Genomic DNA, 15744 nt, shown 5'->3' with positions numbered 1-15744 from the left:
CTCTACAATTGTCTTTCTAAATTCTTCTGTATAATACTTTTGCCCTTTTGCCATTGTAGACACTTCCTTCCCTTTTTATATTTTAAGGTGTTCGGCTTTTTGTGTCTACACTAATATACTAACACCATTGAAAGTTAATTCTCTGGATAATATCAATTTCTTCTATGTATTTTATTATAATCCTCCCCCATTGTATATGTAAATACAATAATCTAATTGTAATTCTATATAATGTAATTTTACACAAGGATTGTGAAGGAAATGTGTGGATATTAACATAATTTGTTAATATATTGTAAATAGAATAAAGGAATAGCACCGAATAAAAGTGCTATTCCTTTTGAGGATTTAATTATAATTATTGGAAAGAATTACTGTATATACCTTTTCCTAATGTTTTCTATATTTACTGAGTCTATATTATCTACAGCTTCCATTAAGCCAAGTAATTCTTGACCATATACGATCCCATAGAACCCAGGTTTATTTAACATAAATTCAACTTCAACTATTCCTTTCTTTCCTTCAAATTCTTTAATAATATCTCCTGTGTTTCCATCAATTATAGAATAGGTTCCATTAGGATTATCAAAGGAAGTTAAATCAAATGAGATTTTAGTGTTTAAGCCTTTCTGGGCTACAATTATAAGTGGCTCTAATTCATATCCAATTCCTTTTATTTTTATGGCTTGAGCATTATTTATAACGTCTGTTTTTGCTACCAATCTAGAAGTAGGTACTTTTCTGATATCATCACCATAGATACTTGGTTTTGATGGACCAGCATATGGATCAGATGAAGTATTAGAAGAGTTATCACTGGATGGAGTTAAAGTCTCCAAATCATCTACAACTCTTATTACTCCACGAATCATACCCATCCAACAACTAAAGTTAATGTCTTTTTCGCCAGGAGTGAATTCAATTATGTTCTCACCACTCTCAAGTGTATATTGCTGATTTAAAGTAGGAATCACTATGGCATTATTACAGGAGGTAAGTTGTTGTGCATCTATTATCCATTTAACAGGAACTCCTTTTTTTATGTATAGTACATTTGGGGCATAACCTCGAGCAACAGCAGTCATATTTAAAACCTGTATTCCATCTTGCATAGTTGCTTTGCCTGCATTGGATGGGGGAGTAGTAGTTCCACTATTATTCGAAGCCCCTACATTATCTGATATAAGTAAGCTTAAAGGGTTAACATTAACTCCTGCTAGAGCTAAACCTCTATTTCCCATAATAAGACCAAGAACTATTATAAGGACTCCACTAAATTTGAGAATTTTTTTTGTGTAACCTTTACTTAGAAGACCAGATATTGCCCCAAATGTTAGCATTAGGGGAAGTGTTCCTATGGCAAAAATAAACATGGATACGGCGCCTTTTACGGGACTGCCTGTACCTAATGCAAATAACTGCATTGTTTGAAGAGGACCACAAGGCATTAGTCCGTTTAAAAATCCAACCAAGAAAGGTGTTCTAGGTTTATTCTTAACTTTACAAGCAGCATTAGGTAATTTAATATGGAATTTTCTAAAGGTGCTGAAACCAGCCATGTTAAATCCCATCATAAGCATAAATACTCCAGCAAATATTTGCATAGCTGCTTTAGCAGTAATTGAAAGGGAGAATACAGAGCCAAGGGCACCAATTAGTCCACCTAAAAGTGTATAAGATAAAACTCTTCCTAAATTATAAAGAATAGCTGGTTCCATTGCTTCAAACTTGTTTTTACTTTCCTTTGATAAACTTTGTGAAAGCATAATTCCACCGCACATACCTATACAATGAATTGAAGTAAAAATTCCTACAATAAAGAGAAGAGCATAAGAAGCATTGCTAAGCATTGATGCCATATCAAAGCCCCTAGTGTTTACACCAAGTAACACTACAATAGCCACTATTATGAAAATTCCCATAAACTTGTTATCATTAGAGCTTTCTGTAGTATATCCGGCACCTTTAATAGTGGTTTTAATGTTGCTTAGACTACATAATTCATCATCATATTCAACTTCAGCAAATTCGCCGCTATAGATAGCTTTTACCATTGTTACACCATTCAATTTTTTAACAGCTTTTTCAACTCGATTTTCACAGGATGTGCAAGTCATATCGTACACCTTAATTTTTTCTCTTCTAATACTCATAAAATCCTCCTAATACGTACTTACTAAATAAACCATAATTCACTCTTTGATTGTAAAAAAAAGTAAATTGTGATTATAATAAAGTATATAAAATAGATATGTTGATTTTATGAAGATTGATGATGGTAAAGAAAATAATCTATTAATTATTTTGATATAATTTTAGAATAGAAATTATAGCAAAAGCGTAAGATTTTTAACATCTTACGCTTACATATATATGATTATTTTAATAGGGATCTTCTTTTTAGGTATTCATCTTCACTTATTTCTCCATTAGCAAACCTAATATCTAAAATATCTAATGCTTTGTTAGAGTTTGTAACTCTAACTCTTTTGTAATTTAAGCTATTTTCATTTTTCAAAGAATCTAGATAAAGGAATACTAAAACAAATAAAGTGATGATTGATAGGAACATCATGATTATCATCTCCCCTCTCTTTAGTTATATTATACCTATAAAATATGAAGAAATTATGGAGAAATATTTTAAATAGGTTTGTTTCACCATACAAGAATGATAAAATCCACATAATGTCTTCATAATTATAAGCTATGCTATAAGTACAATATAAAGATGAGGAGGAATTATTATGCAAGTAATAAATAATAATTTAGAAACACTAAATTTACAAACAAGCTCTAATTCAAAACATATTCATAGGAATATGCCAAGGGGGCAAGTGCAACATGATGTGTCTAAGATGAATAGTGCTAATAATAAAGAACAAATGCATAGAAACTGCAATATGAAAGGAATGCATGGGGATACAAATGCCTCAGCAGTTGCTAAAGCTGAGTTGAATAATAAAGTATCTGATAGTAATATAGGTGTAAATATTAACACACAAGCTTAGATATAGCATAAGATTAGTCCAAAAATGATATCATTCATATTAAAAGAGGTATGACCTAAAATCATACCTCTTTTGTAAATAGCAATTTTATTTTACATAGGAAGTATGGTATAGGTAGATTATAAAAACTTGAGCTGTATACATAATATAAGTATTTGCTGCTAAAAATATACTTTAGAGGCTATAATCTGAGAGAATTTTAGATGCACAATTGAGGCGATTTTTTAATCTTATTTTTTATAAAAATCAATAAAGGGTGATTATATGAGTATACATACTATTTTTTTTTCGAGGAGAAAATTTAAATATACTTGAATTGTTTATTAGAACATCTATTTTATATTTTATGTTGTTTGGTTCAGCTAAGGTAATGGGATTTCGTCAGCCTGGTATATTAACTTCATACAATTTTTTAATGGCCGCAGGTATAAGCCACATTGCAGCTGCTCGTATGGTGAATCCTAAAGCAAGATTAGTAGACGCAATGGCTATAATTATAGTATACACGTTAATTAATCTGTTTATTTCATACTTGTATTTTAAAGCCCCATCCATAGCTTCTCAAAAACCAATCATAATAGTTAAAAGGGGAGAGATAATCAAGAATAATCTTTCAAAAGCAAAATTAACAATTGACAATTTGATTTCGATATTAAGACAAAAGGATGCATCTAATCTTGAAAAAGTAGAGTATTTGATAGCTGAATCCACAGGAGATTTTAGTGTTGCTGTAAATAATAACAGTCTTCCTATAACTAAATTAGATATGTCAATAACTCCCCCACAAGATATTTTACCTCAAATTCTTATTTATAAAGGGAAAATAGATGAAACAATTCTTAAAGAGAATAGATTGACTTATGAATGGATTGAGAAGGAACTTAAGTCTATTAATGCTGATAATATAAATGATATTTATTTAGGAATTTTAACTTCAGATAAAAAATTATATGTAAGTCCTTAGGAGGGAGTTTATGATAAGAGTTTTCGGTGCTATTAAAAATATTTCCCTATTAGGATTTATTATTCGAACGTTTATAGTTGGCTTTATAGCTTTTTTAGTGGGAAGATATATACCCAAAAGAGCATTAAATCAACTTACTTCCTATGATTTTGTATTGGTATGGATACTAGGAGCACTTACAGTTGCACCATTACTAGATGGAGAGATTTCCTTTACGTATATAATTGTTCCATTAATTACTTTATTTTTTTGGCATTATGTATTTAGTTTTATATCTTTAAGAAATAGAAAACTGGCTTTATTTTTTAATGGAAAACCTATAATTTTAATTGATGATGGCAAGATAATAAGAAAGAATTTAAAAAAGCATTTCATAAATATAGATTTGCTTATGAGTGAATTAAGGCTTAAAAATATTTTTGATATTTCAGAAGTTAAATATGTAATTCTAGAACCTAATGGCCATTTTAGTATTATAAAAAAAGAATCTAATAGACCAGTTACTCCAACTGATTTTAATTTAGTTGCTAAGCCAGTGGATTTACCTTTAGTTATTATCAATGACGGTAAACTATTTGAAGAAAATTTGGCTAAGTTAGGGTTAGATAAAGGCTGGCTTATGAATAACCTTGCACTCTATAATATAGAGCACCTAGAAAAAGTTTATCTAGCTACTATAGATAGTTCTAAAAAATTATATATTTCTGAAAGGGCTTAATCATGTATAACAGTCATATTTTCTTCATATTTATTTGATACAATAGAAATATAGCCAAATGAAATAATAAAAATTAATGAGGGATTTATGATGAAAAAATTAGAGTTAAAGAAATTAGAACTAAAAAAATTAGATATAATAATCATAGTAGTTCTTTTGATATTAAGTATCATACCATCAATATATTTAATGCTTTTTAAATCAGATAATGAAAATAGCAATATTGTTATTAAGGTTGATGGTGAACTTACGAAAAGTGTCCCATTAAAAAATGAGAATAAAAGTAATATTTATGAGTTTAATTTTGATAATAATATTGGATATGTTGAAGTGAAAAATGGAAGAGTAAGAATGCTTGAAATGGATAAGGAAGTTTGCCCAGAGGGTATTTGCTCAGATACTGGATGGATAGAGAATTCTTATGAGAGTATTGTATGTCTTCCTAATAGAATCATTGTTACAATCGAAGGAAATAAGGATGAAGTAATAGATGCTCAAACAAGTTAGAGGCCTAGCAGAAAACTGCTGGATCTTTAACTTGTTTGAGATTATTTAACTGTATAAAAACTTTAACTATAACAAATAATACAGTTTATTAGAATATTAAAAATGGAAGGAGTTTTTATATGTTAGGGACTGTAATGAATACCGCAAACAAATTTCAAGCATGTATAGATGCTTGCACAAAATGTGCGCAAGCATGCTATGAGTGTTATAAGGCATGTCTTAATGAACCAGATTTGAATGCAAGAAAAAATTGTGTAAGCATATTAGTTGAATGTGCTATGATGTGCCAAATGTCAGCAGCAATGATGTCAATGAATGGTGAATTCTCTAAACAACATTGCCAACTATGCGCTCAAGTTTGTGATAAATGTGCAGCTGAGTGCGCTATGTTTAAAGATAACCATTGTCAGATGTGTGCTGATATTTGTAGTATGTGTGCAGATGAGTGTAGAAAAATGGCAACTATGTAATTTAACCAGTACAATATGAAAGACAAGAACATCCTGCTATATAGATAGAAAACTATTAAGCAGGATGTTCTTATTTATATCAAAAAACTACAGCTATATAAGCAATGGTTGTTGCTAATATCCCAACGATTAGGATAGGGGAAAGATGTGGTTAGGTGATTTCCGTAAGATCTATATGTCATTTGTGCATATAGAGGAGATATTATATCTACTGCTGCACCAACTGTATGGTATGAAATGAGCTATCGAAAAAGTTATTGCACTTAAAAGCCAAGTCCCACCAAGAATACTCTTTTCATTTTTAGTCCATTTACTGACCTTTTCGCTAAAATCTGAAATTCCACAGCCATTTTATTAGTTCAGCTAAAGAACCGAAAGTAATTAAGAAGTATAATGTGTAGGCACTTTCTTTATCAGCTATAGCACACATCATATATTCATCAATAGCTGTAATCCCACCTAATAAGCCTTCTTTCAGAAGTGTATCAGCTAGAACTCTGATAAATAAAGAGGGAATAAGTTTTTTGGTTTTAAAAGTTAATACTATGGTGATTACTGCTAGGATTAATGATAACCAAGTCAAATATCAAACCTCTTTTTTCATAATTTCTCCATAATTATAATGTAATATGTATACAAGATAGTAAAGCAAATAGAAAAGGGGGAGATAATAAATGAAGTATCGTACAGAACTAATTTTATTTATCTGCATGATTTTAACAGGGCTCATATATGGGATGGCCTTTCATATAATAGTTATGCCTTCAATAGGTGTATTAACATTGCATTGTATTTCAACAGGAGTATTATTTCAAGCAATTAATTATTTTGTAGTGCTGATTTTTTATAAAAAGTATGCTTCATTAAAACAAGCAAATAGATTACTATACCAAGACTTGGAAGTTGATAATTTAACAGGTCTTCTAAATAGAAGAGCATTTGATAATCATACTAAAGCAATAAAAACTAAGGATAAATTCTCAGTAATATTTATAGATATAGATAATTTCAGAGATTTTAATAATAAGTATGGCCATGAAACAGGAGATATTGTGTTAAGAGATGTAAGTGTGGTAATTAAATCTGTAGTAGATGATAAAGGCAAAGCTTATAGATATGGTGGAGAAGAAATAGTCATTATCCTAAATGACTGGAATAAAGAAAAGGCAGAAAGAATTGCTGAAAATATTAGAACTAGAATAAGTAAATTACATACCAACTCATTATTAAGTATAACATTATCAGTGGGTGTGGCAAGCTATCCAGAAGATGGATGCGATGTTTATGAAACTATTAAGGCTTCTGATAATGCGTTATTACAGGCCAAAGCTAATGGAAAAAATTGCGTTGTTGTTTTTGCAAAGTAAAGAGGATCTGAAAATAAAATTAAAATGGACAATTTAACTAGGAGGTTGAAATAGGGTGAGATTTGAGATAACTCATGAAGCAGAACAATATATAAAGAATAATGGAAATTCTGCAATGGTTTTACTAGGAAATATAACTGGATGTTGTGGGGGAGGTGGTGGTATGGTCATACCCGAAATTGATTTACGTACATCTAAAGATTTATCAGGCTATGATCAAATTATTATAGGAGATATAAATATTTTTGTTGATAAACGCATTGATTCAAAGAAGAAAATTGAGATTTCTTTAGGAAAATTCCTATGGATAAAATCATTATCGGTAGAGCTTGTTTAGTATAATATATAAAGAAGAGTTAGCATAAATTTAGGCTAATTCTTCTTTAGTTTGTTCTAGAGTCTTTAAAAAAGCATCTACAACTACACTATCAAATTGCATATTTTTAAATCTTATCAATTCGCCAATAGCTGTGTCTTTATGCAAACCTTTTCTATAAGGTCTATCAGAAACCATAGCATCATAAGAATCTGCAACAGCTATTATGCGGGCTTCTAATGGTATTTTATCACCCTTAATTCCTAATGGGTAACCACCCCCATCTAGCCTTTCATGATGATAAAGTATAATAGGGACAGCGTCTTCAAGAAATTTTACATTCTTTAAGATATTAACGCCTATAGTCGGGTGCTCTTTTATTTTAGAATATTCATAATTGTTCAGTTTACTAGGTTTATGTAGTATTTTATCAGGTATTCCTATTTTACCTATGTCATGAAGTAACGCTGCAACTTCTAAGGTATCAAGGATATCTTTGTTTAACCCTAACCTTTTTCCAATCTCTAAAGAAATGTTAGCTACACGTTTAGAATGACCAGCAGTATAAGGATCTCTTGCATCTATAGCACTAGAAAGAGTTAATAAAGTATCTTTGTAGTTAGCATTTAATTTTTTAAATGCAACTTCGATAGCCCTTTTACTTTCAGTCAATCTTTCATTTTGTTTAGCTAATGACATAGAGCTATTATATACTATTCTAAATAATAGTATATAAAGTAAAAACAATCCGAGAAGTATGATTATAGATATTGTAAATGTTAATTTTTTTATATGTACTCCTATATCATCATAAGATTTAATAACTTCATATACACCGATGGTTTCATTGTTCGAGGTAACAGGTAAATAAAATTTTATTATTTTATTACTTTCAATAAGATTTAAGTATGGACTATTTTTATCAATATTAGAAATAACATAGTTTTCTTTAGATTGAAGTGCTTGTTTTAAAATGTTTTTATTATTGTAATGCTCAATAAAGTTTTTGTTTGAAGAATATATCAAATCAAGTTTGGTGTTCCATATTTTAATACTAATAAGGTAGCTATCATTAATTAGGCTTTCTAGTTTATTGTCAAGCTCATCTGTTATTAATGGAGAAAGCTTTGCATTATAGCTATAGACTTTTAACTCAGGCTCAATTATATTATGTAAAATTAAATTAGTCATTTGTTCATCAGAATAAATTCTATCTTCTTTTATATGTTTGCTAATAAAAAAAATTAGTAGTATGCTTGTAAGAAGATATGAAATAAAGCTATAAATTAAAAATTTTTTTAAAAGATTAGGTAACTTTTTCATTACTTCACTCACCTTTACACTATTTAACAGGAGTATTTATTTCTTCAGATTCAAATAATTAAAAATATCAGTAAACAATTCTTTTGCAATAGGCGCAGCAGTTTCTCCGGCGTAATACTTGGAAGAATCAGGTTCGTCAATGGAAATTAATATTGTAATTTTAGGATCATCAATAGGAGCCATGCCAGCGAAAGAAGAGATATATTTACCAGACTTATAAGATTTTGTATTTGGGTCTATCTTTTGGGCTGTTCCTGTTTTACCGCCAATTCTAAAATCATCTACAAAGGCAGGTTTACCAACACCTTCAGATACTACTTTTTCTAAATATCTTCTTAACTTAGCTGAAGTATCATTGCTGAAAACATTTCTTCGTTGAAAATCCTGAAACTCTGAATCAACTATTTTTTTATCATCTTCATAATGTACAATCTCTTTCATTATATGAGGTTTAATCCACGTTCCTCCATTAGCTATAGCGTTAAAAGCAGCTAAGTATTGAACTTGAGTAACAGCTATACCTTGTCCAAAAGAGATATTTGCTAACTCAACTGGGCCTATATCATTTACTTCATTTACAATACCGCTGGACTCTCCTGGCAAATCAATGCCTGTCTTTTGGCCAAATCCAACTTTTTCTGCAAAGTCTATCAGTGACTCTTTACCAAGTTTACTTCCCAGTTCCATAAAGCCTACGTTACATGAATTTTTTAAAATTTCCTCCAGGTTCTGTACTCCATGGCCATCTCTTTTCCAACAGTATAGAGTTGTATTTGCTACTTTTAGACTTCCATTGCAAATAAATGTATCATTTTCGCTTACAATTCCTTTTTCAAGAGCAGCAGCTGCTGTTATTGCTTTAAATATAGAGCCAGGCTCAAAGGCATTCTGAACCGCACTATTCTTCCAAGAGGTTTGAATATCTTTTGAGCCTCCAGTTAATATTCCTGGAGAATTTAAATTATAATCGGGTTTATTTGTCATAGCTAAAATTTCGCCGTTGTTTGGGTCCATAACAGTTATTGATACAGCCTTAGCTTTGTTGTCTTTTAAAGCTTTTTCTGCATATTTTTCTGTAATAAGTTGTATATTCTCATCTATGGTTAGAACTATATCTTTTCCATCTACTGGTTTAGTATAAAAGGAATCAAAGGGCAGTTCTCTTCCACGATTATCTGTTTCATATTGAGTGATGCCTGATATTCCAGAAAGCTCTTTATTATAAGCAAATTCAACACCTGTAACGCCATTTCCATCAGAATTAGTATGTCCAATTACTTGGGAAAGTAGGTTATTATTTGGATAATACCTATTATTATCTGAAGATATAATTATGCCGCGCAGATTTAGTGCTTTTACCTTATCAGCAGCAGTTTTCTCAACTTTTCTTTTTAGGACAGCTGAGCTTGCTGGAAGAGCGTTATCTAGCTTTCTATTTAAAATCTTATTAACATCTTCAGATTGCATACTTAATGCATCTGATAATTTTAAGGTAAGTTCACTAATTGATATGTTTTTTTTCTCTATAGTTTGTTTAAGAGTAATTAAATCTAAGTCCACTCTATATATCTCAGCAGTGACAGCCAATGGGTTTCCATTTCTATATAATATTCTTCCTCTTTTAGGTGCTAGCTTTACTTCACTGATCCATTGGCTTTCTGCAATACTTTTATATTCCTTGGATTTAAAAATCATAATATAGGATAATCGCACAATTAATAACATAAACATAACTACAACTATAATAAAGGTATATTTGATTCGATTTTTATTGTTATTTAAGCTAATACTTGATTTCTTCAAGTTATGTCATCTCCCTAAAATGTAAATACATGCTATTTTAGTATTAACTATAAACTAAAAATTTGAAGATATTATGAAGATAAGCAAGTATATGTTTAGTTTATAACTTTAATAATATTTAATAGAAAAAGGGAAAAACTAATTTAAAAAAGAGTAGAGGTGGGAAATTTATGATGGGATATGGTTATAATATGATGGCATGGGGTGGTTTATTTTGGCTAGTGATCTTAGTTTTAATTATAGTAGTAGGTATATCTGTATATAAAATGACTACAAGCGGAAAAGGAAATGAAAATAGAACTATTAACGATGAATCTATAGAAATATTAAAGCAGAGGCTTGCAAGAGGAGAAATTGATGAAGATCAATATAGAAGAATGAGAGATGTGATAGAAAAAAGATAGATTAATTCTTCATAATTCTTTCACATTCTTTTGTTAACCTGTATACATAAAGATAAAGTAAATAGAAAGTATGAAAATTAGGGGTGACGAATTATGGAATTTTTAACAAGAAACTGGCTAAATGTTATTTCTGCAGGATTGATGCTTTATGGTATTGTTAAAACTGGTAAAGGTTCTTGGAATAATAACAGAGAGAATTATGATGTGAATGAATCTAGTCATAGAATAAATTCATTAAATACTATGATAGATCCGATATGTGGAATGAATGTAAATTCAGATACTGCAATTAAGCAAAGCTTTAATGGTAGAACATATTATTTCTGCAATGATTCTTGTAGAAATGAATTTATTTCTATAACAAATATAAACAAAAGATAATAAAAATAAGCTTAGCATTCGGAAACTAAGCTTATTTTTTAAATAGATATACTATTAGGAAATTCAATAGTAAAAGTAGTTCCTTCATTTAATACACTATTAACATATATTTTTCCACCATGAGCTTCAACCAATGATTTTGTAATTGTAAGTCCTATACCTGTGCCACCTGTATTTTTAGCCCGAGACACATCACTTCTATAGAATCTTTCAAATATATAAGGCAGATCTTTTTCTGATATACCTATACCATTATCAATTACCTTTATGATAATATTTTTCTTTTCCTTCTTTAAAATTACCTCTACTTTTCCTTTAGGTCTTAAATATTTATAGGAATTTAAAAGTAGGTTATTCATTATTTGCTTAAACTTATCTTTATCTATTAATGTTTCTACCTCTGGAGTTATATTGTGGAGTAACTCATAATCTTCTTTAATGTATAAAGGTTTAAAGGTATCTATAATTTTTTCTAATTCATTGGACAAATTAACCTTACTTTTATTTAGATTCAGGTTTGATCCTTCAAGCTTTGATAAGTTACGAAGAGTGTCAACAAGCTTTGTTAGTCTTTCGATTTCTTCATAGAAGGCTTCTAGCCTTTCCTGGGTTGGTTCCCATATACCATCAATAAATGCTTCTACATAGGTTTTTAGCGTAGTCAATGGGGTTCTTAATTCATGAGCCATATCAGAGGTTAATCTTTTTCTAAGCATATCTTGATTGCTCAATGTTTCTGCCAAATAATTTATTGAACTAGAAAGTTCGTCTATTTCTGTAGTATTTGTATTAACTAAAGCTCGTACTTTAAGGTTTCCATCTCTCATTTTATTTGCGGTTTCAGTTATTTTAACAAGTGGTCTTGATATCTGCTTTGAAATAATTATGCTAACTATAAGGCCAAAAAGTAAAGCTATAAAACCAGATATAATAAATGAACGATTTAAGGTGTTTATAAAGGTAACAGAACCAGAAGATAAGTAAGATGTTCCAAAGTATCCAATGGTTATGGTTCCTATATTTTTATTACTTGTAAGTAAGGGGTATTGGTTTTCGGTATACTCACCTACATTCATTCCTGAGAAATTATGCATGGAAGATCCCATCATATTCTGCATCATGCTTTTGTGATACAAATGAGAATTACCAGAGGAATAGATAGTATTATTAGCTACATCTTTTACTTCAATATATAATTCTTGCATTTCAGCGTATCTTTGTAGCTCAGATTTATTTATATTTGAAAAGCTATTTTTCTCAGTATAAAGGTCTTCCACAGTTTCTATTACATTATCTATTTTCATTTTATGCTCATCAATTAGATACTTTTTAAATTCTTTTTCTATTGAATAATTAGATATAAGGCTTGTTAAAATAATAGATCCCAAGATTGATAAAAGAAATCCTAGAGATAGTTTCTTTATTAAAGATAGCTTCATTTTTTCACCTCAGTAGGACTTGGAATAAACTTATATCCCATTCCGTAAATAGTTATTATATATTTTGGTTCTTTAGGATTATCTTCTATCTTGTGGCGAATATTTTTTATATGAGTATCTATTGTTCTATCAAAGCCTTCATAGTCAATTCCAAAAGCCTTTTCTACTAATTGTTCTCTAGAAAATACTTGCCCTGGATTTGTAAGTAAGGCTGTGAGTATTTTGAATTCATTTGTGGTTAAGCTCACAACATTACCTTGTTTTTTGGCAATCATTTTTTTAATATCTATCTCTAAATCGCCCTTATTAAAGCTTAGAATATCAGCAAGAGGAAGTGTATCTCTATAAGTTCTTCTAAGCAAAGCGCTTACTCTTACTACTAGTTCACGAACACTAAAAGGTTTTGTTAAATAATCATCTGCACCAATATATATTCCTTCTATTCTTTCATCTTCATCTACTTTAGCTGTAAGCATTATAATAGGCACATTAGAAGCAGATCTTATTCTATGGCATACTTCTTCTCCAGATAGTTTAGGAAGCATCAAGTCTAAAACTATAAGATGAATAGTCTCATTGCTAAATATATTTAGTGCCATTTCTCCGTCTAATGCAGTAATAACATTATAGCCGTCTTTTTCTAGATAGGCTTTAACTACATCTACTATTTTTTTCTCATCATCTACAACTAATATATTAAATTTCTTATCCACTAATATCACCTCAAAACTTAATTATAGTTCATTACTATTAAAAAAACTAGAGAATAACTCTCTAGTTTTTCTGTTGTAGAATAGTTTTTCTTTTTAGGTACTCTTCTTCGTTAATTTCACCCTTAGCAAATCTTTCATCAAGGATTGCCATTGTTTTATTTGTATTATTTAATTTGATAGGATTGCTTTTAAATAATTTAACAGCAAGAGCTATTAATCCAATAAATATTAGTAAGTTAAATATCATTGAAAAAAACATTCCCACAAAGCCTATACTTGAAGAACCAAATCCAAATGGACTTAAACCTCCACAAAACATAGTTTAATTCCTCCTTTTGTGATTAATTTATTCTTTACGAGATTAATTATATAAATAAAGTGTGAAGAAATTATGGAGAAATATTATACCAATGAAAAAGAATTTAAGAATATATCTAAGATTTTTCATACGTTATCCATACAAATTATAAAAATAAAGCAATTCTCCACAATTTCTTCACAATTAGGATATAGAATAATAATAAGATATCAAGGTCAATATTGACTTATTAGATATTAAGCAATATGAAAAAGAGAGGAACAACATATTTCAATAGACAACTAAAATATTATATTTACATATACAAGGAGGATAAATAATGAAAATATCAAAAAATTTAACTGAATTGATAGGAAACACACCATTAATGGAACTTAAGAATTATGATAAGGTAAATAGCTTAAATGCTAACATAATAGCGAAATTAGAGTATTTTAATCCAGCAGGTAGTGTTAAAGATAGAATTGGATATGCAATGATAGTAGATGCTGAAGAAAAAGGATTAATAAATAAGGATACAGTAATAATTGAACCAACAAGTGGTAACACTGGAGTAGGCCTTGCTTTAACAGCAGCAGCAAAGGGATATAAATTAGTTATAACAATGCCTGAATCAATGAGCATTGAAAGAAGAAAAGTGATAGCAGCTTATGGAGCAGAACTTGTATTAACCCCTGCAGCTGATGGAATGAAGGGAGCTATTGCAAAGGCGGAAGAATTAGCGAAGAATACTCCAAATTCATTTATTCCTCAACAGTTTGATAATCCAGCAAATGCAGAAATCCATAGGAAAACTACAGCAGAAGAAATCTGGAGAGATACTGATGGAAATGTAGACATTTTTGTTGCTGGAGTTGGAACAGGCGGTACAATAACTGGAGTAGGAGAAGTTCTAAAACAAAGAAATCCCAATATTAAGATTGTTGCTGTAGAGCCAGTAGATTCACCGGTTTTATCTGGAGGAAAACCAGGTTCACACAAGATTCAAGGAATAGGTGCAGGTTTTATCCCAGAGGTTTTAAATGTAGATGTGATAGATGAAATAATTGAAGTTAGCAACGAAGATTCTTTTGCGGCTACTAGAGAGCTAGTAAAAACAGAGGGATTATTTGTAGGAATATCTTCAGGAGCAGCAGTTCATGCAGCTAAGGTATTAGCACAAAGAGAAGAAAATAAGGGTAAGAATATAGTAGTTATATTGCCTGATACAGGTTTAAGATATCTATCAACTACTGTATTTGAAGAATAGCTTATAAGTAAAAATTTAAGTTCAATAAAAATACTACCTCCAAGCTGAGGTAGTATTTTTGTTACTAACTATTTAATAATGATTTATTTTACTAAATTTTTTATAAAGCAGTTTTAACACTATAATGCTCGATATTATTAAAATTACTATTAACAAAGCTGCATGATAGAAAAATTCTTGAGGTAGTATATTGATAATAGGATCTAAATTAGGATCAAATATCCAATAATCATTTCTGAAAAATATCTTATGGAATATAACAAAAAAAGTATCAAAGTTTATCATGAAAGCGATTAAGAGTGTTATTGGAAGTATTGTTAACATGGTAGAAGTCCGCTTCAGAAAATCTAAATTTTTATGTCTTAGATTAAGATATATTCCTACAGCGCTGAAAAGTCCAGTTACAATTAATAAAATATCAACTGTAGTAAAGATGTTTTTTACATCCTTAAAGTGAATTTGTCCATATTCTGAATATGGAATAGAAGGAAGTTTGAATTTCAGCTCTTTTGGGCTCATTAGATAGTCAATAACATAGTTATAGTTTTCTACTATTTCATTTCTACTAAAGTTTGATTGCTCCACGATGTCTAGATATTCAATATCAAAATAGTATAGAGGTCTAAACATTAAAGTAAGTTTTACTGCAGAAGCAATAATAAATAAACTAAAGGTTAAAGAAAATAGTATTTGAAGTAATTTAGGTTTTCTTTGTTTTTTTGTTTTAACTCGATATGCGTAACTTGGTGAATACATC

At 29.8% G+C, this 15744-nt stretch carries 19 protein-coding genes; 10 read left to right on the top strand and 9 right to left on the bottom strand.

The features are described 5' to 3' along the window. Positions 1–371: 371 nt before the first annotated feature. Positions 372–2156: an urease accessory protein UreH domain-containing protein gene (locus CPAL_RS01490; protein ID WP_106023967.1), complete on the bottom strand. Its 1785-nt coding sequence runs from the start codon at positions 2154–2156 to the stop codon at positions 372–374. A gap of 224 nt (positions 2157–2380) precedes the next feature. Continuing rightward, entirely contained in the window at positions 2381–2578 is a 198-nt protein-coding gene (locus CPAL_RS01485; RefSeq protein ID WP_106023966.1) for an SHOCT domain-containing protein, read from the bottom strand. Positions 2579–2750: 172 nt separating this feature from the next. On the opposite strand from CPAL_RS01485, the gene CPAL_RS01480 reads away from it, so the two are divergent. From CPAL_RS01480 to CPAL_RS01460, 5 genes are all read left to right on the top strand, one after another. After that, a complete protein-coding gene (locus CPAL_RS01480) occupies positions 2751–3014 on the top strand; it encodes a hypothetical protein (protein ID WP_106023965.1) in 264 nt (87 codons plus the stop codon). Positions 3015–3330: 316 nt separating this feature from the next. Next, positions 3331–3978: a YetF domain-containing protein gene (locus CPAL_RS01475; RefSeq protein ID WP_106023964.1), complete on the top strand. Its 648-nt coding sequence runs from the start codon at positions 3331–3333 to the stop codon at positions 3976–3978. A gap of 10 nt (positions 3979–3988) precedes the next feature. Further along, entirely contained in the window at positions 3989–4696 is a 708-nt protein-coding gene (locus CPAL_RS01470) for a DUF421 domain-containing protein (RefSeq protein WP_106023963.1), read from the top strand. An 87-nt stretch (positions 4697–4783) separates the two neighbouring features. Beyond that, positions 4784–5203 (top strand): NusG domain II-containing protein, encoded by a 420-nt coding sequence (locus CPAL_RS01465; RefSeq protein WP_106023962.1) that lies wholly within the window; start codon positions 4784–4786, stop codon positions 5201–5203. A 119-nt stretch (positions 5204–5322) separates the two neighbouring features. Continuing rightward, the gene (locus CPAL_RS01460) at positions 5323–5673 is read left to right on the top strand and encodes a four-helix bundle copper-binding protein (protein WP_242976274.1); all 351 of its coding nucleotides are present in this window, start codon (positions 5323–5325) and stop codon (positions 5671–5673) included. A gap of 325 nt (positions 5674–5998) precedes the next feature. Here CPAL_RS01460 and CPAL_RS01455 read toward each other — a convergent pair whose 3' ends face one another. Beyond that, positions 5999–6256 (bottom strand): hypothetical protein, encoded by a 258-nt coding sequence (locus CPAL_RS01455; protein ID WP_106023961.1) that lies wholly within the window; start codon positions 6254–6256, stop codon positions 5999–6001. 91 nt (positions 6257–6347) lie between these two features. On the opposite strand from CPAL_RS01455, the gene CPAL_RS01450 reads away from it, so the two are divergent. After that, on the top strand, positions 6348–7040 hold the full coding sequence (locus tag CPAL_RS01450) for a GGDEF domain-containing protein (protein WP_106023960.1): 693 nt from the start codon (positions 6348–6350) through the stop codon (positions 7038–7040). Positions 7041–7095: 55 nt separating this feature from the next. After that, positions 7096–7377: a CC/Se motif family (seleno)protein gene (locus tag CPAL_RS01445; protein WP_106023959.1), complete on the top strand. Its 282-nt coding sequence runs from the start codon at positions 7096–7098 to the stop codon at positions 7375–7377. Positions 7378–7407: 30 nt separating this feature from the next. Here CPAL_RS01445 and CPAL_RS01440 read toward each other — a convergent pair whose 3' ends face one another. Together CPAL_RS01440 and CPAL_RS01435 are read right to left on the bottom strand one after the other, a co-directional pair. Further along, positions 7408–8679 carry an HD-GYP domain-containing protein gene (locus CPAL_RS01440; RefSeq protein WP_106023958.1) on the bottom strand — a complete coding sequence of 424 codons (1272 nt, stop codon included), beginning with the start codon at positions 8677–8679 and terminating at the stop codon, positions 7408–7410. 36 nt (positions 8680–8715) lie between these two features. Beyond that, positions 8716–10482, bottom strand: coding sequence for a stage V sporulation protein D (locus tag CPAL_RS01435; RefSeq protein WP_242976273.1), 1767 nt, complete (start codon positions 10480–10482; stop codon positions 8716–8718). Between the two features lie 170 nt (positions 10483–10652). Between CPAL_RS01435 and CPAL_RS01430 the strand changes: the two genes are divergently transcribed. Then, positions 10653–10886 (top strand): SHOCT domain-containing protein, encoded by a 234-nt coding sequence (locus CPAL_RS01430; RefSeq protein WP_106023957.1) that lies wholly within the window; start codon positions 10653–10655, stop codon positions 10884–10886. A gap of 93 nt (positions 10887–10979) precedes the next feature. Further along, entirely contained in the window at positions 10980–11267 is a 288-nt protein-coding gene (locus CPAL_RS01425) for a YHS domain-containing protein (protein WP_106023956.1), read from the top strand. A gap of 38 nt (positions 11268–11305) precedes the next feature. On the opposite strand, the gene CPAL_RS01420 is transcribed toward CPAL_RS01425, so the two are convergent. The 3 genes from CPAL_RS01420 to CPAL_RS01410 all read right to left on the bottom strand — a co-directional run bounded on the left by CPAL_RS01420 (position 11306) and on the right by CPAL_RS01410 (position 13738). Beyond that, a complete protein-coding gene (locus CPAL_RS01420; protein WP_106023955.1) occupies positions 11306–12706 on the bottom strand; it encodes a sensor histidine kinase in 1401 nt (466 codons plus the stop codon). Then, on the bottom strand, positions 12703–13419 hold the full coding sequence (locus CPAL_RS01415) for a response regulator transcription factor (protein WP_106023954.1): 717 nt from the start codon (positions 13417–13419) through the stop codon (positions 12703–12705). Before CPAL_RS01415 ends, CPAL_RS01420 begins: the two co-directional genes overlap by 4 nt. A gap of 61 nt (positions 13420–13480) precedes the next feature. Further along, on the bottom strand, positions 13481–13738 hold the full coding sequence (locus CPAL_RS01410) for an SHOCT domain-containing protein (RefSeq protein ID WP_106023953.1): 258 nt from the start codon (positions 13736–13738) through the stop codon (positions 13481–13483). 319 nt (positions 13739–14057) lie between these two features. Between CPAL_RS01410 and cysK the strand changes: the two genes are divergently transcribed. Continuing rightward, positions 14058–14987 carry a cysteine synthase A gene (gene cysK / locus CPAL_RS01405; protein WP_207654908.1) on the top strand — a complete coding sequence of 310 codons (930 nt, stop codon included), beginning with the start codon at positions 14058–14060 and terminating at the stop codon, positions 14985–14987. A gap of 72 nt (positions 14988–15059) precedes the next feature. Here cysK and CPAL_RS01400 read toward each other — a convergent pair whose 3' ends face one another. Further along, a complete protein-coding gene (locus CPAL_RS01400) occupies positions 15060–15743 on the bottom strand; it encodes a TIGR01906 family membrane protein (RefSeq protein WP_106023951.1) in 684 nt (227 codons plus the stop codon). Between the last annotated feature and the right edge of the window lies 1 nt (position 15744).

Origin of the sequence: Clostridium thermopalmarium DSM 5974 (genome assembly GCF_002995795.1) — a bacterium.
Taxonomy (GTDB): domain Bacteria; phylum Bacillota; class Clostridia; order Clostridiales; family Clostridiaceae; genus Clostridium_H; species Clostridium_H thermopalmarium.
This window is presented reverse-complemented; position numbering and strand designations above follow the sequence as displayed.